Source organism: Sporolactobacillus terrae (genome assembly GCF_019930545.1).
Taxonomy (GTDB): domain Bacteria; phylum Bacillota; class Bacilli; order Bacillales; family Sporolactobacillaceae; genus Sporolactobacillus; species Sporolactobacillus terrae.
In genome coordinates, this window is record NZ_CP082837.1 from 1388676 (window position 1) to 1407761 (window position 19086).

Sequence of the window (19086 nt, forward strand, 5' to 3'; positions counted from 1 at the left end):
AATCACTCCTTAATTTTTATTCAGAATCAAACGCCCATCGTAACGATTGCTTGCGGTTTCTGTAGTGCCGGGAATGCTGTTTCACCAACACGAACAGACTCCTGCGGCGGATCGTCCTCGATCTTCGGTTTCACGAACTTACCGGACTGGAAGTTCTTTTCTGCAGTCGGTCCGATCATGGTGCTGCCTAAGTTGTCACCAAGCAGGACAAACTTGTTATCTTCGAGAAGCGGAACTTCGGCGCTGCCATAAAGATTAATCACATCGTCATTGATCTCATAAGGCGGCAGTCCAAGTGAAGAGAACACATTAGCAAGATCTTGCTTGGTCAACAGTCGTTTATCCGTTGGGTTGCCGTATACTTGATACTTGATCTGATCGTTTTTGAGTAACAGCGCTTCGGTTGCGCTGGTTAGGTGCATCACGACTGGCTTTTTGCGCTGATTCTCGCTTTTGAATTGATTAACAGCAGCCGTAATGTCATCCAGCGGTGAAGCTTCCTGAACTTGACTCCATGGCGTTGTTCCAGTGAGCTTGTTTTCTGCCGGAACACCAAAATCCACGTGGATATGAACGTCGTTTTCTGTGTCGTCGTACTGCAGAACGCCATTATAAAGTGCTTGAGCACGTAGGAATTCTTCCACATCGTCTACACCAGCGATCAGATCGTCAGTGTTTTGGTAAACGTAATCCACCGCCTGACGCTTTTCTTCGTCATTGCGTGGTGCGTTGAACTTCAAAATCTGTCGTTCGTCTAAACGGAACATGTGCTGAATCTTTGCAACAGAAGCGTAAGCTTTCTGCAGTTCCTTGGTATCGCGGAGTGGCGCCGAAGCACTGAATCCCGTGATTGATGCAGCCTGTGCGTATTTTCCTGTAATAATGTTGTATGTGAAATCAATGTCACTTGTCGTTCTTTGTGGCAAGAAGCGTCTCAGTAGATAAACTCTTGCCGGTGGTACGTTTTCCACGTAACCAGTGAATTCTGCTTCTTGAAATTCATCAAGATGTAAAGGCATATTCTCTCATCCTCCTAATAATTAAATTAAATATCGAATACAATGCGGCCTTTAGTAGCCGTTTTGAACGCGTCGTTCACGCCGGTGCACTTAGATTCCAGCGGATGACCAGCTGCGAGAATACCGACAATCGGATTCTGTCCAGCGTAAATCTTTACATCGTGCATGGTCAGCCCAGCACCTTTTGCGGTGTCTGGTGTCGGTGTTGCGCCGTCTGGCACCCAACGGTGGTACAGTCCGTCATCTCCGAGAAAAACAGCGGTACCGGCTTTGACATAATCGCCTGCAGTAAAATCTGCGGCTAATAGCGTCCCACCGCCCGTCTTCACTTCCATGCCTTGGGTGTTACGCATAAATTCTTTTTGACCGTAAATAGTGTCAAAACGTGGTTGTAAGTTCATGGTTTATTCCTCCTTCTTATGCCGAGCAAGAGCGCGCGCCTTGCCGGATTCGTATGGATCGTGCTTTGGTTTTTTGTTGCCGCGTTGACGAGAGCCCGGACGATAAGCAGAACGCTTCTTCTTGCGCCTTGGTTGCTCCTCTTCGTCCTCGTCTTCATCACCGTCATCTGCAGCAAAAAGATCCGGGAACTCGTCTTCAAGCGTGTCAAACGCATCTTCGAGATCGTCCGGATCCACTTCACCGTCTTCATTCAATTCGAGCTTGTCCAGGTCAATGAGGCGAGCAACCAGCTTCGGATTCTGACCATGATCGGCAGCGTATTCCTTCACAGATAGCCGTTTTGCCTTTCGATCCAGTTTCAGCTGAAGATTAGCTGTTTTCGCATCATCCTCATCACTGCCTTCGCCCTGCTTGTCGTCCTGTTTTTGTTGCTCTATCGCAAGCAGTTCTTTGGCTTTCTTTAGGTCGACACCTTTCAAACGCTTGTCAAATTTGCTCTTGAACAGCTGGTTGAATTGCTTCTTTAGATTCGGATCATCCTTGATCATCTGCTCAAGCGTTTGTTCCTCGTCCTGGTCCTCATCATCTTCATCGTCACCGTCTTGATCATCCTGATCGTCATCATCGCCGCCTTCATCGTCGTCTCCATCCTCGCTAGCAAAGAACTGGAGATTCAGCTTGTGCGGCAGTTTCTCTGCTTTATGGGAAGCAGGCACCCTCTTTTGAAGTAGCAAAGCAACGATCAGCGAGATCCATAGTTTTAATCTTGTGAACATGTAAATCCTCCTCTGCTCTAGGTTGCAGGCACCATTCTCATGATTGTTCTTTTACGTCTGCAGTCATGGGAAAAAGACAAAATTAATAAGCCTGTTTAACGTCCGTGCTCAGAACGAGATAAGTGCAGATCACTATCCTTTCCGGGATATCCCCTGCATGATGCTGCGGTATTCACTCTGCAATTCTTGGAACTTCACAGTATTCTGCCGCTTCATTCGTCTAAATCCGCCTATTGTCTTGGGTGCGTCCTTGCCCAGCACCATCTGCCACCTAGCAAACTGCTTTTTCTCTTGATTCGCAACTCTGCGAATCTCTTGCTCTTTCTCGTATGCCTTTATCTGAGAAGCGGAGCGAACGTCTTTGTCTGGCTCGAAACCTTTCCATGCGTTCAGCTCGGATTGAATCTCGCTGTCTGAATGAAACTCAACTAAATACGGCGATACAGTATGACGGCAGCTAGTTTGGGTGATAAGGGGGCAGTATCCCAGTTCCTGAAGGGAATCCCTCTATATCACCATTCAAACTCACCACCTTCCCTGCATACGGCGCACACACATGGCATGTAGGACTGTGTTCGTCAACCTTTACCAGTTTCACATCGTTTTCAAGGTACCGATTAACCGCCCCGGTCGTGTTCGCTGTCCGCATCTTCGTCCGCACCACGGCCTGAGAATAGAAGTCTAACGGTAACCGCTTATCATCGCTCGTGATGAACGATGTCAGTCCATTCTCCGCGAACGATTTAGCGACCCGTGCTTGTATAACCTTGCGCGGATCGCCTACGATTAAGCCATTTGCAATATCTTTATTCACAGCTTTCAGAGCACCGTCAATGCTCGCTTTTGCACTCCGCTGAGCTGTTCGAATCGCCGCATTCAGGTCCATCATCGTGTCTTCGACAATGTTCTGCACGGCTTCAAGATGCATTTGTGACTGGAATTCTTTCCGCACCTTGCCGTCTTTCGTCAGTGCGGATGCTTTTTTAAGTTCCACACCGGCATCGATCAGTAGCTTCGTTCCTTGATCCACACCGCCGAAATACTCTCTGAGAATCTGCTCAGGAATCACATCAGCAACCGTAGCTTTCAGCCTGCCCAGTGTCTTCAATATCGCGTTAATGAGATCAAGAGCATTTGCGTCACTCTGCAGATCATCTGCCGAACCCACCTGACTTAAGATGTTCTGGACAACAAATGAGAAGTAATCAATCAGCTTATCAGGAGTCATTTGGCATCACCCCACTGGTTCGTAGGTTTTTTCGAAGATGTCTGGCTTGCATGGGTAATACTCACCATTCACACCTTTGATAATGTAATCTCCAACGTTTGCTTTCATATCGCCTTCTAAAGTTTCAATAACTAGAAAAGGCTTTTTCATATCAATCACATGTTCCCATATTACGGACCGTTCATCTTCGCCAATGTTCATAAAGTCTAATAATTTATCAATGTTATTGAGAGTCATTTGTACAGCTTCAACAACGATTGGCTTCTTTCGATATTTAGCCATCACTCATCATCCTCTTCCCCCTCAATCGGCTTCCCATCCTCATCTCGGTTATCCATGTAGTTACTGAGGTTCGCTCGTCCTTGTGCAAGTGATGTACTGTCATCGCTCTGTTTCTCGGCTTCGATTCGCTGTACTTCCTCTTGTATCCACTCTTCGGATGAATCCGGATTAATCGTTCGTACAAGCGTTTCAAGACTTGAACCGCCGCCTGTGTGAGCGGCCACACCTTGCGTGATCAACTCAGATTTCGTAACAGGGAACATCTCTTTAGTCGCAATCTCTGGCTGTTCTATCTGCACCGCTGAATCGTCTTGATTCGCAAGCCATAAGCAGTTCTCAAACAGCTGCTTCAAGAAGTAAACATACTCATTTCTCAGCCGCTCTGCCTTGCACAGCGAGACGAATAGATCATAATACTTGGCAATGCCTGACTGTGCTTGTGTGGTCTCAGAAAACAAGTCCAAGGCTTTCTCAGAGGTCTGCGTCTCAGCCAACATCTGCCGCTCGAGGTCTTTTACCCAAGCAACGTCGCCGATCTTCGTAATGTCGATTTGAATGACTTCTAATGCTTTCCCGTTTTCATCAAACGTGGTGACTTCAAGGTCTCGATGATCAATCTTCTTCTCGTCTCCGTAGCGGTCGAAGGCATTATTTTGCAAAGCCTGCATAATCTCTTTGCTGACTGCTATCCTCGGCTTACCGTTCCGCTCGTACACAATGGCATTTCGAGTAAGTGACCAGTTAATTTCATCCTGCTTGCCTTCCTGACCTTTGAGGCACGAGACACCGAGCGGATGCATGAACGTCTTGTCATTCGGCCAATACACAATAAATGGACGGTTGCGGCCCGGATAAAAGGTCTCCAACTCGTCCATCTCAAGAAGTTCCATTGCTGTATCATCGTCTACTGGCTCAAGCTGTCCGGCAATTGCTTGTGAGTAGTTTCCAATACCGCTCGAATCAAATCCGCCGGCTGCTTTCTTTTCATCATGTGCGCTTAGTTCGTCGATCTTGTACAGCATGTTCGTGGCTCTCAATCCATCTTCCTCAACACGTTCACGGTAGATATGAAGATAAAAGTCCTCGCCGATCTTTCGCTGATAAGCGAGGTCAGCGCCTAGCCCATCCTCGTGAGGGAAATAGACATCACGCTGCTTGGTTTCGATTCTCAGCCCGCGCTCGTCATTCCACACAACGCCGACCAGTCCACCATCAACCTGTTGCTGTACAATGTTTGACCAATGCTCCATCTGCAAGCCGCTGTTCTTTTCGATCTGCTGAATTAATTCTTGCTGCAGATCATCAATTTGACTGTTCTCAGCATCGTGTGGCGCTTCTAGTTGCTCGTCCGTCTCTTTGTTCGCCGCATCGTTTTGCTCGCTGTCAGAGTGGATTGAGGACGAGATTTTGCCAATCGACCGTGACACAAGCATAGCCGGAATCTCCGGTATCAGTTTCGAGATATTCGCAATGATATACGGTGTCTGTACGTTTTGCGCATAGTGCCGACCGCGCATGATCTGATCGGTGATCTCGCCCTTGTCGATTAGGTTCTTCGCCCTCGGAAATAGATCAGCATGTTTGCCCTCGTATAAATCGCGGTAGAACCACACATGACCATGGAACTGCTCAATGACGCCCTCTGACCACTCTGTCCAGTTGATTGCCGGCATCTGATTACCTCCTTTCGTGCAAAATAAAAACGCTTATTCAGCGTTGGTTTCTCTTTCCGTTTCAACTAAAGCGCGTGCAATCAAATCAATCGCCTGCTCTTGAGCAACGTCAATCAATTCATTTTCTGTATCTGCATTTATTGGAGCAAAATGCAGATGAAGCAATTCATGAACCAATGTTTTCTCCATGTCTTGGGGGAACGCTTTATTCGGTTCATAATCGACAGGATCTAAAATGTGAATCCAAGCGAGCTTGCTTTGAATATTCCAATGACATTCGCCTTGACACTCTTCCAGTTCAAAGTCTCGCGCCCGAACAATGGAAATAGCAATTTGCCAATCCTGCAGTCGCAACTTCTTCTGCCAATAATTCAATTTATCTTGCAACTGATCCGCTGTTAAAATACATTCGCCCATTTAATCAACTCCAAACAAAAACGGCACCACATTAGGCACCGTACTTTTCGATATATTCCTTTTTCAGCTCGTCCATACGCGTTTCGATAGCGCCAGGTACTTTGATGTTCTGCCCCACAATGTTCTTGGTGGAGCGACCGTTTAGCTTCTGGTATTCTTCCTCGAGCGCTTGAATCTTTCCCATATCAAGTGGCCGCTGCTTGTATGCCTTCTGAATCTGAAACAGCAACGACTTCCGCCGCTCCTGCAGCTTCTTAATTTCCTTATCCATCACGTAAGCAACATACTCGCGTTTGCAATGTGGGCAGCGGAAATAGCCGACAATGAACTTATCAATCTTTCTCGTTTTGTGCTTGACCTCAAAATCTTTATGGCACTCATCACAATTGGCTTTCATTCTATCACCATCCTGATCTACTGCTTATGCCTGCTTTCGGTGCAAATAGAACCGTTTGGCAGAAGTATCTGTCCGAATCAAGTGCATGGTCAAATTGCTTCACAGGCTTGTCCTCGCCACGATCAGCCGCTTTTTCATCCCAAACATAGGACGCAAACTCGGTAAAAGTATTCTTACAGCAATCATTGTATAGAATCAAGCAGTTATTGAGTGCCACCGACATATTTTCGATGCCTGGCAGCACGTCGTTCTTAGCTTTAATTACATAATAACCTGCTCGCTTCAATTCTTCTATAAAACTCGTAGCCGATGGATCAATGATCACGCCTCGGATCCGACGATCGCCAACAAACTCTTTGAAGTCTTTCAAATACTCCGCGTTTGTTTTCTGTCTGACTTCCTTGCGACCGTTATAGTAATATTCTTTCACCTTGTACCACACGCCGTTGCAGAATCCCCATAGACCAAACGTCATTGGGTTTTGCATGCCGTAGTCACAAGATACATAGAATTGCGTGTAGCGCCGCTCCTCAGCCGGAACAACGTGCTTCTCACGGTCAAACATATCATAAATGAGACCTTCAGCAAGCACCCACAAGCCGAGAATAAATCGCTTGTAGAACACTCCGGTGTACATGCGCTTATAGCGCTGTTTGACCGCTTCAGACAGCGAATAGTTATCATCCATCGTGAAATGAAGATGAACCATTCTCTTGCCCTTAAGATGATTAAGATATTCAGTCTTGAACCAGTGATAAGGCCCTTCAGGGTTGCAGTTGAACCACAGCTTCGAACCATCCACAGAACAACGTGCAGTCGCTTGATTAACGAATGATTGCGGCATCAGCGCAACTTCGTCGAAGAACATACCGGCAAGCGTAATCCCTTGGATAAGGTCTTGAGAACCTTCGTCCTTGCCGCCGAACACATAGAAATAATTCACGACTCCATGGAATCGAATCTCAAGCATATTGTCCGCTCTATGATCCTTAACCCGATAATGCCGTGATCTCAGCATCCGTTTAAGCGGTGTGATAACGTTTCGCCGGAATGAACCAATTGTCTTACCGGACATGCCTAAGTTCTCTTCTGAGAAGGTATCCATTGCCCACATGACAAAGGAAAGCGACATGACAACCGTCTTACCTGCACGGACAGAACCATCACAAATTATTCCGTCTGAATCTTTAACCGGTGAATCGTCACGCCACCAGGTTAGAACCTGCATCTGCTTTGGAGAGAATGGCTTGAACTTAAACGGCGCCGGCTTTTTCTTGTGGACAAGCATCGTGAACTTTTTAACGCGTGGCTTCGTCTCAATCATCGGAGTCACCACTGCTCTCGTCCTCGCTGTAGTCCCTCCAGACATCAGCCGTTTTGCCGTTCAGCGCTTCTAGGAATCCATCATCCTCGTAGTCATCCTGATCGTCTCCTTTGATTCGTGTGGTTTCGGCTTTTAGCTTATCAATGCCCGCTTGCATCTGTTCAAGTTTCGCGCGGCGAATATCTTGTTCATCCGCTATGGCAACAAACTGCTTAATCAATGCCCGCAGCTCGCCCATTGCTCGACTCTGAGCATTTAAAAAGTTCGCCTGTTTGTCCCAAGCGAACTGTAATTCGTACTCTCGTTCTTCAGTTGTGTCGGAGTCTTTCTTGCGTTTCAATTCTTTAGTGAGATCGTCGTGATTTTCAACAAGCATAATTTTCTGCGCCCGGATAATCGCCGTGTACTGAATCATGATCTGATCCCAAAGTAAGTCAGCCGGATCAGCCGTGTTTATTTCCTGCATGATCTCCACAGATTCAGCCGGTAGGTATTTCGAGAAGAACCCGAACTTGGTTGCGTTCTGATTGCCCACTGGTGGACCGTGACCCTTTGCATTCTGATTGCCAATTGGTGCACCTTTTGTGTGCACCCCTTCTTTTTTGTGTGCACCCTTTTCGCGAATCCACTTGTAACGCTTTTTCCACGACTTGACGGTGTTCAGAGACACGCCGTATTTCGCGGCAATGTCTTTGTACTTCATGCCGTTTTGATAATCATGGTAAGCCTTGTCTTTGTTGTCATCCACTCACGACACCTCACCTCCTGGTTGTGGTTGTTTGTTTTGAAGCAAAAGAAAAAGCACCGCGGTGGGCGCTTCATTTTATTTCTTTAAAATCAAACTTTGTAACATTGTCTAAATTGATTAGCGTCTGTTGTAAATATAAGTATTTGTTCCTCTTATGAGTTGCCGACAGAATAATAAGACGTACAGATTCATCTACTTCCAACGATTCTTTTTCACCGCTCACATAGTGAATCGTCAGAGTGATTGTTTTGGGAAGATTATTTTTATCTTTTTCAAGTTGTTCAAGCAGTGAATCAACTTTATCAAAGAATGATTTTTTGTCCATAGTCATCAACTCACTTATTCGTTTAAGATCACTTTAGCACATATAAGATATGCATTCCAAAACTGATGCGAGAAAACGATTCTGAAGGAACTATTTAAACTGTTTATTGAATTGAGCATAATACCAATCCATTCCACAAAATGGGACAATTTCCCTGAAAATTAGATAAAATTGTTAAATTATAGCAGGATTATGAATAGTACTTATCGAATAGAAAATATAAGAAAGGAGGCGATTACATGTCAAGACGCTATGGCTACCCATTCAACGGCAAGAGATTCATTGGTAACACGAACACAAACGAAGTTCACGATCTTGATAATGAACAATATAGCTGTGAAATCGACAAAATTTCTACGAATCATGTCAAAACATTCAGTCCAGACACATGGAATCAGGCCCACTCTGAAGGATTTGACAACTGTGCTTATTGTATCGGTAACTCTAAATACTGATAACATCTAAATATTCTTTGCAAGGAAGGCCGTGTCTACGATGCCATTCCTTGCATTCTTTTTTATTTTTGCAACCTGTTTTCAGGTCCATCAAATAAGTTCCGTGACAACTGCCATCCCCATAATAATACATTTTGCAATTATATCCTAAACGTTCAGCAACCTTTACACTTCTAATGCTAATTAATACATGCGAATTTCGTTTTCCGTGACCACAGCAACAGCTTAATGTGACTACACCCATATCATTTAGGAATTTAATTTCACTGGCAATGCACGCATCCACCTTTACAATGTGGTGCATTTGGTCAGTGTTAATCACTTTTACCCATTTATAAGTCCCATATAAACAGATGAGATCACCCCATTTATAAATGATATGATTACAGTATTGACTGACATTCATGTTTTCAAAATAAAAAGCAGCCTCTCGGATGCTCTTTGCCTTTAAATATATTAAGTACCGAAGGTACGTCTGCTATGCACTTATTTACGATATAAGGATAACATAAAAAATCCAACTAGAAGTGTCGTCTTGGTGTTGTACTTCGGAAGTCTCTTGATATTTTTTTGAACAGTCCGTTGCTGATTCTGGCATTCACGTGTTTGATCCAATCATAGCTGTAGCCTAACTCGTCAGCGATCTCAACCAATGAATAGCCTTGCAACCGTCGATACGCGACCTTGTATTCAATACCGTTAAATTCACTCATCTTTTTTTCAATCTCACGCTTCGTCTGCTCTTTGGCATTTATGATCTGATTCAGGGGAGTCAGTACATCATCGACCCGGTACATTTCACTCAACGCGCGATCAAGCGGCATCATGGCTTTTGTCGGATGCGTGCCCATTTGCCAATAATAGTCGCGTTCGGTCTCCAACTGGTTAATTCGCAGATATAGGCAGTCAATTTCTTTGCAGAGGTCATTATACAATTCAAGGGGCAGAAGCTTTGTTTTAGGCATCCTTACCGCCCCTTCCTTCGCAGCACACCATGATGACGCTCAAGTACCTGATCAAACTCGCCCATCATTTCGCGCAGCTCATGCTTCGATATGTCCGGTTTCCGTTTTACCCGCTTTTTCGACCGCTGTTTAGGCTTCTTGTTCATCGGATTCACCATCCATCGGAACACGAATTCGACCAGACATAAGCTCGGGAAGTAAGGAATCTCGCAGCTCTTTCAATAGTCTGCTATCTTCATCATTAAGATAATGAATATGAGAAACGAGAGCAGGAATCATTACCGAAAAAATACTTGAAATTGATCCTTTATCAATGTTCTCTATTTTTAAAACTTTATGTTTTGTCAAAGTTAGGTATTCTTCGTGTTTCAGGTTTAAGTCAATACCTAATAATTTCATATTTGCATTGTTTTGATCGATAAGCTCATTGGCTTCATTAAGCATTTCGCGTGTTGTGTCAAGATTAAAATTTCTGGCCATCGTTTCGTTAATGGTCAATTTTATTTTGTTCTTTTCCCTGTTTATCCGACGCAAGTCTTTAACAATGTCCTCAAACGGCCGATGTTCTGGTTGTTCAGCCTTGTACTCGATGTATAACGACGGCGTAAGTCTGAAATCGTTTTCCGATAATTCAGCTTTGGTGACAGGCTTCGAAAAATCCTGTTCCATCGTTTTCGTGTGCACCGCATCAACAAGTTTCTTGATATGGTCTTCCGTCAGTACATTGATTTCTTTTTTATAAATTCTCGCTCGATGGCTTTTGTCTTCGTCGTTCAATCCGCCGCGCTGTTCGCGAATTTCCTTCTCACATGTGTTTCGAGCGTCAATCAATTCAACTTTTTCATTTTTGTCTTGCGTCAGTGTCATAATACAAACAGGAATGCTTGTTGACTCAAACATCCGATCGGGCAAAGTGATTACCGATTCAAGTTTTCCCGAGTGGATAAGATATTCCCGGATCTGCTGTTCCGGACCTGAACTGAGCACACCGCATGGTAAAATCATTGCCGCTCGTCCCTTTTTGTTCAGCATACTGAGGACATGTAGAACAAAGGCATAATTAGCACTGCTTTCCGGCGGAAGCCCGCTTTCTGTGAATCGCGGATCAAGTTCACCGAGCTCTGGATGGTTCCATTTGATGTTGTATGGAGGATTTGATATGCCGGAATCTGCTTTAATCTCTGGTTTGGCAATCTCAGAAACTGACCCATACCGATTACCGGGCTGTACTTGATAAACAGCCGAAACTTCTTCAGAAAGCACATTTCCATTAACAACTACTGCGTAGATATTTCTAACGGACAAGTTAAAAAGCAGCAAAGGAACCACATTTCCATCCAATTCTTCACAGATGAATTTTAGATCGTGGTTTGTATTCCACTTTTGGATTGTGAGCGATCCGGATCCTGCGCAGCAGTCATAAACAATTTTCTCACCTTTATGCGCCGTCAGTTTGGCAAGCAGCTTCGCAAGGCTTACCGGCGTGAAGTCTTGCTTTTTCTCCTCGCGGTCTGCCAGATAGAATTGATAGATTCGCTGCATCCAATCCACAGTTAGATCAGGGCAGAGTTTCAGATATTCTTCATATGCTTTTATCTCTCCGTCCATAACTGCCCGCATGATCCGTTCTGGAAGCTCTGAGAACGTCTTGCAACCAAGTAACGTTAAAAATTTATCCGCTGTCTCTTTCAATTCCATCTTGACCACTCCTTTTTTATTGTCCGAGTCAATAACAAAAAACAAATAAAAAGAGGACACCAATCAAGCGCGTAAACGCTCAATCAGTGCCCTCCGTTCTCCCCGGCCAGGCTATTAATCTGCAATTATTTTGTACGCCGGTCGTCCCGGCTTTGAATGATTAAATCCTATCTCCATTGTACCAAATTCTGGCATAGGATACTTCACTGCTTGTCCATTACTTACAAGATATACAGCATTTTCTTTTGCATCTATTTCTGATTTCATCGTGGCTGGATCAACCTGGATAAATTCTTTGTTAATGTTCATTGGGTATCGCCCCTTATGGTAAGATATAGGCATCGGATTGTCGGGGCGACCCGGCTTTTTTATTGCGTATTTGTGTCGAACTGCGAATCAATCTTTCATAAAAACCATCCAATGCGTTTTGCTCCTACGATTCCCAAACAGTGGCTTTCTTCCAATCGCTTTTATGATTTCAGGAAGCCGTATCTGATCTTCATTCCATTTAAAAATTAGTGTTCCGTTCGTCTTCAGGACTCTCATACACTCGTCAAAGCCTTTTTTTATATCCTCGCGCCATGTATCTTCGAGTACACCGTACTTTTTGGCCAACCACGAATCCTGTCCGGCATGGATTAAATGCGGTGGATCAAAAATTACTAGATAGAAAGATTCATCGCCGAATGGCATGTCTCGGAAATCAGCGACGACATCTGGATTAACTTCCAATGTTCGACCGTCACATAAATTGTCTTTTAATTTCCGATTGTCCATGTAAACTGCTTTAGGATTGTGCTTATCAAACCAAAACATTCGGCTTCCACAGCACGCATCCAATATTGGTTTCATCCTCTTACCTTCCTTCGCTTTAGCTGTCTACTCTGCCACAGCCCACTTGTATTTCTTCACGCACAATTCCGGCATGTTCGCACGAACCAACGCTTCCACGAATTGTGGTGGAACCGCATTTCCACAACGCGCAACCTGTTTGCTTTTCGGATACGTTTTGCCCTCAAAGTCGTGATCGATAATGTAATTGTGTGGAAAACCCTGCGCGTCGAACAGCTCTCTCGGCTGCAGCATCCGCATGCCGATGTCTACGATCCGGTATGGCTGACCGTAAACCTTCACCAAGCCGAACCGGTCATGACTTGTGACCGTTCCAAGCGGTGTATTTGCCGGCTGTCCAATACCTTGCCCGTAATATTTGATCAAGAAGGCTTGAACCGCTCCGATATGCTGTGCTCTCGCTGTTATGGTTGGCATTGGCTGCCGAACATCCGAACCAATTCCCGTTTTATAAAACTTTGTGAGGAACGCACAGGTTAACGCATATCGGTTTGACGTGTCCACATCGTAACTGTGATATTGGCTGATAAACGATGCCATCACTCGATCATCTTTCACGATATAAGGGTTTGGATTATTAGCAATAAATTTCTCAATCCCTTTTGCGATCCGAATCATCGTATTCTCAACCAATGGCTTTCTGCGCTTAAAAATACTTTTGCACGGTACCGACCAATCTATGACCTCTGCCGCTGTTCTCCACGGCTTTTTCAATCCTACCTGAACAGTTAATTCTCGCGGATCTGCATGCGTAGATTCTGGCCATGTTATCGGTTTTCCGTCACGTCTAGCGACTAGGAAAAAACGTTTCCTACTTGTAGGTGCCCCATAATCACATGCTCTCAACTCTCGCCAATCCACCCGATAACCAAGCGATCTCAGCGACTTCACAAATGACTTAAATGTCATGCCCTTTTTGTTTGGATCAGGAACCCATTGATTTTTCGAGTTGAGCATCAACGGCCCCCATGTCTTAAATTCCTCGACATTCTCAAGCATGATTACACGTGGTTTTACCGATATTGCCCATTTTATTGCGATCCATGCTAAGCCACGAATGTTCTTACTTACCGGCTTGCCACCTTTTGCCTTGGAGAAGTGCTTGCAGTCCGGAGACAGCCAGCACAATCCAACTGGGCGGCCCTCGCAAGCTTTCTTGGGATCAACATCCCACACGCTCTCACAATAGTGCTTGGTTTCGGGATGGTTTGCCTTGTGCATCGCGATTGCATCTGGATCATGGTTAATTGCAATATCTACGTTCAATCCCGTTGCCAACTCAATGCCAGTACTCGCCCCGCCTCCGCCGGCGAAGTTATCGACTATAATTTCTCTGAATATATCAAGCTGTTTAACTGGCAATCTGCTAATCTCCTTTCAATCACTTCCATTCAGTAACTCTGTATTGATCTGTCTCTTCACTCTTGCTTGTTCTTTTTTCCATTTTTCCGGTATCTCTTTTGCCTTCTGGTAAAGTTCAAAATGATACGGACAGAAGTCAATTTCACGATCAATATTTTTGGCGCATTCCTCGCACATCGGCACATCACAAGTCTCATAACTCGGTTCATTTTCCTTAACGCATCTCATACGGTCCCGCAGGAATATTTGTGGATGCCAACAGTCAATCACATAATCGCAATACCTAGTAGCTGGCCGTTTATGACAGATCGCACATGGATTTTTAAACGTTTCAGGATCGTTCATTTTGCCCTCACTTCCTTCCATCCATCGCGCAAACGAGCATTTAGATCATGCCTTTGCAGCTGCTCATACAGCCAAACTTTCTGCCGCTCCTCCATCCGAAAGAGTAAGATCCATCGGCGGCGACTCATGTCGCTGCCTCTTTCGCGAGGATGTGCTCAAGATCAATGTCAAAGTCATTTTGGAGATCGTTCAATTCAACTGCTATCGTTCCTTCTGCGAGGATATACGCACGCACCCCGCCCTCGCACAGATAATCAATCCCGAGAAGGTCTGCGAATTCTTTCAGATCATACGGCTCAATCCAGAGGATCAGCTTATCTCCTCGCCAGTCAATTTCTTTATCTTGGCAAAACTTATAGAGTTCCAATTCAGTCATGCCGTCACCTTCCCCGTTCTTATTGGCAGCAGATAGTCGAGCGCAATCCCGTTCCGACTCCACACAGATTCGCAGTTTTCAATAAACCATTCATACGGAATGCTCTTCCGCCCGCCATTCGGCACCGCGTCATGCCATTTGACGAATTCCTTGATTGGCAGGATGTAGGTCTCATTGTGCTTAATAAACCGCACGAGCAGGAACGCATAGCCGCCGCAATCCTTGTATCGTTTCAGATACCTCGTCTGATGATCGTGTACGTTTGCCAGTGGCAGACTTGGACGTTTGGTCTCCTTAGCGTCAAAGGCAATCCCTCGACCGTTCAGGCAGCCAATAAAGTCCACTGTGCTCTTTTCCGCCGGGATTAACTTACTGAAGTTCCCTTGTCTGTCCCTTAGTGGTTTAAACGGTGTAGCCACTTTTTGGATAACGGCAATCCCCTTCATCATGTAGGCGCGGTTGCTCGATTCGATCTCCTGTTCCAGCTGCATGCCGAGGTTTCGGTGTGTGGTCATGGCTTCTCACTCTCCTTCTGCATGTCAATCGCTTCTTCAATCTTGTCAGGGGCGATTAAATAAAGTCTGTCGAGCAATGCCGTATTTGCACAGTTGGCTTCCTTTAGCTGATCGTTTACTGTAGCTAAATGTACCGCTCTTTTTTCATACATTTTCATGCGCTTTTCGTGGTACTCATTATCATCTCGCAGCTGAACCACCGTGCCGATAAGCCACACTGCATCGTCCCTACGCAAGGAAATTACATCACGCTCTCCTTGCTCTCGAATGATTCGTTTAATGTATCTCAGTCGATCGCTCACCCGTGCCACGCTCCCCTTAGCGCAATTGGCTGCTTATTATCGCCGTAGTCCTTGCAATGCTGTCCAGGCATGCCATATTTGCGATGCACCTCGTCCAGCTCCGCTTTCGAGAGAAAGTAATGCTTAACCGGGCTACTAGCTAGTACCTGGCGTGGTTTAAATGGTCGTGGCGCGCGCTTCTCACCTTTCTTGGTGCTGACAGCTTCCTCCAGTGTCCATTTCTGCACGCAGATCCGATTGAACACGTTGTTCTTATTTAGTCCGTTTTGCTCCATCTGCTTGAGAAGATCACCGTCAATGTGGTGACCATTGATTGTGAAGGGTTTAAGCATTGGGATCATCTTCTTTCAGCCACTCGCCAACGTCAGGATGCTCTTTGGCGATGATTCTTACTACCTCTAAAATTTCATTTTTTAGTTGAAGATATTCTCCACCTACTGAATTTGCTAGGCCACAAAGATGACCTAAACTCCGTCTAAATTCCTCTTTCGGGCTAAGCGGATTGACGATCTTCTTGCCGCTTTTCAGTGCGGCGATCCAATCTTCGACTTGTGAAATTTCAATTCTGTCAATATTTCCTGCCACATTCAATACTGCAAATATTTTTCTTGTGTTTGACTCATAAGGATTTTTGTTCAACTTTTGGAGATCAATTGAATTTAATTTTCTTTTCAGCACATACACATCTTCACTCATCGTTCTCCTCCTCGTCTTTCATGGTCTGATACAAACGGCGTATTTTGCTTTTGGCAATGATGATCGTTTTCTTTTCAAAGTGATCTTCGGGATGCGCGCCGTGAATTAGATCTTTGTCACTGACAACCCATCCGCTCGTTTTCGTTTTCCAAGGAATTAACTCCCAACCGTCAATCATAAATGAGCCTTCATCGCTCATTATGCTTCGCCTTCTTTCTGTTCGCTGTTCCAATCAGGAACTATCATCCTGTATTTAATCTTGCTGCAATAACGGTTGCAATACGTTATGGTAACCCTTATTTTGTTCTGTACTTCTTTTCGATTTGAGTAATCGGCTATAATCGATTTTTTGATCTGTTGTATTTGTTCTTTTCGACTCATTCGCTTGAGAAAAAGCTGATATTCAACCGTTGTATAAATAACACTTTTTATTACCAAGCCGCTTCACCTCTTACTTTCTTTCCGCAGCTGATCCTCTAGTTCGCAGCCCTTACAGTACGCGGCATATGTCGCTAGGCTGAGTAGAGCGATTGACGCGGTGATTAAAAGTGCTAGCGTTAGCACGTGCGACCCCCTCCTTAACCTCTTTTTCCAAGTTTCTGAACCACTCTTCATCGTCTTGCTTGAGCATTGGTCCGTTTGCAGTGACCTGAATAACACCTGGCATTACGTATTCTGCTTTAACCACAAAAGTTCACCTCTCAAAATTGCTTTTTTCGGTAATCCGGTCCGTCCATGATGATTATTTCCGTGTCATCCATCATCCGGCTAAAGTTCCGGGAATTGATTTTTTTTTCAAGCTCCGCGCTGCCTAAGTTTGTCGTGTAGATCGTGTTCCGTCCGCTCCGGCTGTCCATAATCTCGAACAGTTTACTTTGCGTCCAGTTGTCCTGATCGTTCCGTAGATTCGTGTACTCGGTCCCTACGTCATCCAGAACCAAGAGGTCTACCCGTTGTATGTAATCCATGATGTCGTTCTCAGACCACTTAGCGTCCCGATTGTAAGTGTTCTTGATCTTTGTCAGCAGCTTCGGCACTGACAAGAATAAGCATGTATATCCGCGATCCAGCAAAACTTTTACGGCAGCGACGGACAGATGGCTTTTCCCTGTTCCGTATGAGCCTTTCAGCAGCAGATTGCACGATTCATCCGGATCAAAGGTCTGCGCGAATTGATAGATTTTGAGCTTTGCTTCTCGTAATGCCGCAGTCGTTGGCTGATAGTTTTCAAACGTCGCTTTTTGCAGCGCTTTGTTGATCAGCGAATTGCTATCGAACATGTCCCGAGCTTTGCGATCAAGCATGGCTTGGTGATTACGGACCGCCTGCATAGCCAGTTCTTTATCCTCGCAACGGCAGCCAACGTTTTTGACAAAAGTCTCGCCTTTATGCGGGCCAAGCGGAATCGTGAACTCAGTTGCCTGAACCATTTCTCCGCAACCGGGGCATTTGAACTCTTTAAGCACTCGACTTCGTGGCGCTTTAAAACCCATTGCTTTCGCTGCTGTTTCCATCCGTCATCACCTCCTAAAATCCGTATTTCTTCTTGCTTGCTTCCCGTTCTGAATCGGTTATTGAGAACCCTCCGAATGTCCGCATAGGCTTTGCTTTTTTACTTTTTTCAGCTTCCATCCGATCAAACATTGGACCGACGCAATAATCTAAGCTATTGATCCGGTCTCGTGGATGCTTTGGCCGATAGTCACGGAATACTTCTTCCAGCCACCGCATAGCCTTTTCTATCGGGATCTTTGCTAGAATTTCATCAGCTGCAACTTCATCCTTTGGTGAAGTAAAGAACCCATGTCCGCGAAACTGGATAAATTTGTTTAACAGCTGCTGTTTGGAGGATTGCGGTATTTGTCCCCATCCACCCTCATCTTGGGCTGGCTGAACGATTTCGGTCGTAGGCACCCCGCCGTCTTCTCCAACACGCGCGCTATTATTAGCAGCAGTAGTAATCTCTTTCTTAAAACATTCTTGATCATTCTTGTTTATAGGTACGAGCTGTTTCCCTGCTGTTTCCTTGCTGTTTCCCTTTTCTTCTTGAGACTGGTATTTTTCCCATTGCAACAAGGATATTAGTGTGTACTGTCTGTTTCCCTTTCCATTACTTTTGGAAATCATGCCTTGTTTCTCAAGCCACTCTAAAATGTGTCGAATCGTCTTTGTACTTGGCTCATGAAAAACTGATTGATCATAATATCCAACACCCTTTGCAATGTTCCGTATCGAGGTTAAATGCTGACCTGGTTTGATCTCCAAGAAACTACCGTCTCGCATCGGAATTTTCTGAGGTGCATGATTCATCTTGTATTTCAAGTACTGCCAGGTTCGATGATAGATAGGGGGCATCAGCCATATGTCACTCTCAAGCTCTTTCCGATAATCTTTAATGTAGCCATTGATTGCCCCTCACCCCCTTACGTTAAAAACTAGCTTAGAACGGCAGATCATCATCTGAAATATCAATTTCCTTGCTGTCTCCTGCAAACGGATCATCGAAGCTTGGCCCAGATCGCTGAGATTGGCTTGTGCCGGCGCTTCTGCTCCCGCTGCTGTAATTGCCTTGGCTCGTTGATTGATCACCAGAATGCGTGCCTTTCGGCTCAAGAAACTGCACACTGTCAGCAATCACTTCCGTCACGTAAACTCTGCGACCTTCGTTGTTCTCATAGTTTCGGATTTGAATCCGACCATCAACACCGGCAAGGCTTCCCTTTCTCAGAAAGTTTGCTGCATTCTCGGCTTGTTTGCGCCAGACAACGACTGGAATGAAATCTGCCTCCTGCTCGCCGTCTTGCTTTTTAAATGGTCGATTGACAGCTAGTGTGAAGTTTGCAACCGCTACGCCATTGGGCGTATACCGGAGCTCAGGCGATTTTGTGAGACGCCCAACAAGTACGACTCGATTGATCATCTAATCCCT

General features: G+C 45.1%; 29 protein-coding genes. All 29 read right to left on the bottom strand.

Annotation, left to right across the window (positions count from 1 at the left end):
- Positions 1-26 precede the first annotated feature (26 nt).
- A complete protein-coding gene (locus K7399_RS06460) occupies positions 27-1019 on the bottom strand; it encodes a major capsid protein (protein ID WP_223362524.1) in 993 nt (330 codons plus the stop codon).
- Between the two features lie 26 nt (positions 1020-1045).
- Entirely contained in the window at positions 1046-1420 is a 375-nt protein-coding gene (locus K7399_RS06465; RefSeq protein ID WP_223362525.1) for a hypothetical protein, read from the bottom strand.
- Between the two features lie 3 nt (positions 1421-1423).
- A complete protein-coding gene (locus K7399_RS06470) occupies positions 1424-2197 on the bottom strand; it encodes a hypothetical protein (RefSeq protein WP_223362526.1) in 774 nt (257 codons plus the stop codon).
- 457 nt (positions 2198-2654) lie between these two features.
- A complete protein-coding gene (locus tag K7399_RS06475; protein ID WP_223362527.1) occupies positions 2655-3425 on the bottom strand; it encodes a phage minor capsid protein in 771 nt (256 codons plus the stop codon).
- Between the two features lie 6 nt (positions 3426-3431).
- Entirely contained in the window at positions 3432-3707 is a 276-nt protein-coding gene (locus tag K7399_RS06480) for a PGDYG domain-containing protein (protein WP_223362528.1), read from the bottom strand.
- Positions 3707-5380, bottom strand: a complete 1674-nt coding sequence (locus K7399_RS06485) for a hypothetical protein (protein WP_223362529.1) — start codon at positions 5378-5380, stop codon at positions 3707-3709. The genes K7399_RS06480 and K7399_RS06485 overlap by 1 nt, the downstream gene beginning before the upstream one ends.
- 33 nt (positions 5381-5413) lie before the next feature.
- Positions 5414-5797: a hypothetical protein gene (locus K7399_RS06490; protein ID WP_223362530.1), complete on the bottom strand. Its 384-nt coding sequence runs from the start codon at positions 5795-5797 to the stop codon at positions 5414-5416.
- 31 nt (positions 5798-5828) lie between these two features.
- Positions 5829-6194: a hypothetical protein gene (locus tag K7399_RS06495; protein WP_223362531.1), complete on the bottom strand. Its 366-nt coding sequence runs from the start codon at positions 6192-6194 to the stop codon at positions 5829-5831.
- 4 nt (positions 6195-6198) lie between these two features.
- Positions 6199-7518: a PBSX family phage terminase large subunit gene (locus K7399_RS06500; RefSeq protein ID WP_328286229.1), complete on the bottom strand. Its 1320-nt coding sequence runs from the start codon at positions 7516-7518 to the stop codon at positions 6199-6201.
- Positions 7511-8266 (bottom strand): phage terminase small subunit, encoded by a 756-nt coding sequence (terS, locus tag K7399_RS06505; protein ID WP_223362532.1) that lies wholly within the window; start codon positions 8264-8266, stop codon positions 7511-7513. The genes K7399_RS06500 and terS overlap by 8 nt, the downstream gene beginning before the upstream one ends.
- A 70-nt stretch (positions 8267-8336) precedes the next feature.
- On the bottom strand, positions 8337-8591 hold the full coding sequence (locus K7399_RS06510) for a hypothetical protein (protein WP_223362533.1): 255 nt from the start codon (positions 8589-8591) through the stop codon (positions 8337-8339).
- A gap of 976 nt (positions 8592-9567) precedes the next feature.
- A complete protein-coding gene (locus K7399_RS06515) occupies positions 9568-10011 on the bottom strand; it encodes a hypothetical protein (protein ID WP_223362534.1) in 444 nt (147 codons plus the stop codon).
- A gap of 2 nt (positions 10012-10013) precedes the next feature.
- Complete coding sequence (locus K7399_RS06520) at positions 10014-10157, bottom strand: hypothetical protein (protein WP_223362535.1); 144 nt, start codon at positions 10155-10157, stop codon at positions 10014-10016.
- On the bottom strand, positions 10141-11709 hold the full coding sequence (locus K7399_RS06525; protein WP_223362536.1) for an N-6 DNA methylase: 1569 nt from the start codon (positions 11707-11709) through the stop codon (positions 10141-10143). The genes K7399_RS06520 and K7399_RS06525 overlap by 17 nt, the downstream gene beginning before the upstream one ends.
- 114 nt (positions 11710-11823) lie before the next feature.
- Positions 11824-12018: a hypothetical protein gene (locus K7399_RS06530; RefSeq protein WP_223362537.1), complete on the bottom strand. Its 195-nt coding sequence runs from the start codon at positions 12016-12018 to the stop codon at positions 11824-11826.
- Positions 12019-12105: 87 nt separating this feature from the next.
- On the bottom strand, positions 12106-12561 hold the full coding sequence (locus tag K7399_RS06535; protein WP_223362538.1) for a TRM11 family methyltransferase: 456 nt from the start codon (positions 12559-12561) through the stop codon (positions 12106-12108).
- A 27-nt stretch (positions 12562-12588) separates the two neighbouring features.
- Entirely contained in the window at positions 12589-13923 is a 1335-nt protein-coding gene (locus K7399_RS06540; protein ID WP_223362539.1) for a DNA cytosine methyltransferase, read from the bottom strand.
- A gap of 15 nt (positions 13924-13938) precedes the next feature.
- Positions 13939-14268 (bottom strand): hypothetical protein, encoded by a 330-nt coding sequence (locus K7399_RS06545; protein WP_223362540.1) that lies wholly within the window; start codon positions 14266-14268, stop codon positions 13939-13941.
- A complete protein-coding gene (locus K7399_RS16140) occupies positions 14265-14396 on the bottom strand; it encodes a hypothetical protein (RefSeq protein WP_263282759.1) in 132 nt (43 codons plus the stop codon). The genes K7399_RS06545 and K7399_RS16140 overlap by 4 nt, the downstream gene beginning before the upstream one ends.
- Positions 14393-14644 carry a hypothetical protein gene (locus tag K7399_RS06550; RefSeq protein WP_223362541.1) on the bottom strand — a complete coding sequence of 84 codons (252 nt, stop codon included), beginning with the start codon at positions 14642-14644 and terminating at the stop codon, positions 14393-14395. Before K7399_RS06550 ends, K7399_RS16140 begins: the two co-directional genes overlap by 4 nt.
- On the bottom strand, positions 14641-15159 hold the full coding sequence (locus K7399_RS06555; RefSeq protein WP_223362542.1) for a Holliday junction resolvase RecU: 519 nt from the start codon (positions 15157-15159) through the stop codon (positions 14641-14643). Before K7399_RS06555 ends, K7399_RS06550 begins: the two co-directional genes overlap by 4 nt.
- The gene (locus K7399_RS06560) at positions 15156-15461 is read right to left on the bottom strand and encodes a hypothetical protein (RefSeq protein ID WP_223362543.1); all 306 of its coding nucleotides are present in this window, start codon (positions 15459-15461) and stop codon (positions 15156-15158) included. Before K7399_RS06560 ends, K7399_RS06555 begins: the two co-directional genes overlap by 4 nt.
- Complete coding sequence (locus K7399_RS06565; protein ID WP_223362544.1) at positions 15458-15793, bottom strand: hypothetical protein; 336 nt, start codon at positions 15791-15793, stop codon at positions 15458-15460. The genes K7399_RS06560 and K7399_RS06565 overlap by 4 nt, the downstream gene beginning before the upstream one ends.
- Positions 15786-16157 carry a hypothetical protein gene (locus tag K7399_RS06570; RefSeq protein WP_223362545.1) on the bottom strand — a complete coding sequence of 124 codons (372 nt, stop codon included), beginning with the start codon at positions 16155-16157 and terminating at the stop codon, positions 15786-15788. Before K7399_RS06570 ends, K7399_RS06565 begins: the two co-directional genes overlap by 8 nt.
- Positions 16150-16356 (bottom strand): hypothetical protein, encoded by a 207-nt coding sequence (locus K7399_RS06575; RefSeq protein ID WP_223362546.1) that lies wholly within the window; start codon positions 16354-16356, stop codon positions 16150-16152. The genes K7399_RS06570 and K7399_RS06575 overlap by 8 nt, the downstream gene beginning before the upstream one ends.
- Positions 16356-16595 (bottom strand): hypothetical protein, encoded by a 240-nt coding sequence (locus tag K7399_RS06580; protein ID WP_223362547.1) that lies wholly within the window; start codon positions 16593-16595, stop codon positions 16356-16358. Before K7399_RS06580 ends, K7399_RS06575 begins: the two co-directional genes overlap by 1 nt.
- Positions 16596-16858: 263 nt before the next feature.
- Positions 16859-17671: an ATP-binding protein gene (locus K7399_RS06585; RefSeq protein ID WP_223362548.1), complete on the bottom strand. Its 813-nt coding sequence runs from the start codon at positions 17669-17671 to the stop codon at positions 16859-16861.
- A gap of 13 nt (positions 17672-17684) precedes the next feature.
- Entirely contained in the window at positions 17685-18422 is a 738-nt protein-coding gene (locus tag K7399_RS06590; protein WP_223362549.1) for a helix-turn-helix domain-containing protein, read from the bottom strand.
- A gap of 175 nt (positions 18423-18597) precedes the next feature.
- Positions 18598-19077 carry a single-stranded DNA-binding protein gene (ssb, locus tag K7399_RS06595; protein ID WP_223362550.1) on the bottom strand — a complete coding sequence of 160 codons (480 nt, stop codon included), beginning with the start codon at positions 19075-19077 and terminating at the stop codon, positions 18598-18600.
- Positions 19078-19086: the final 9 nt, after the last annotated feature.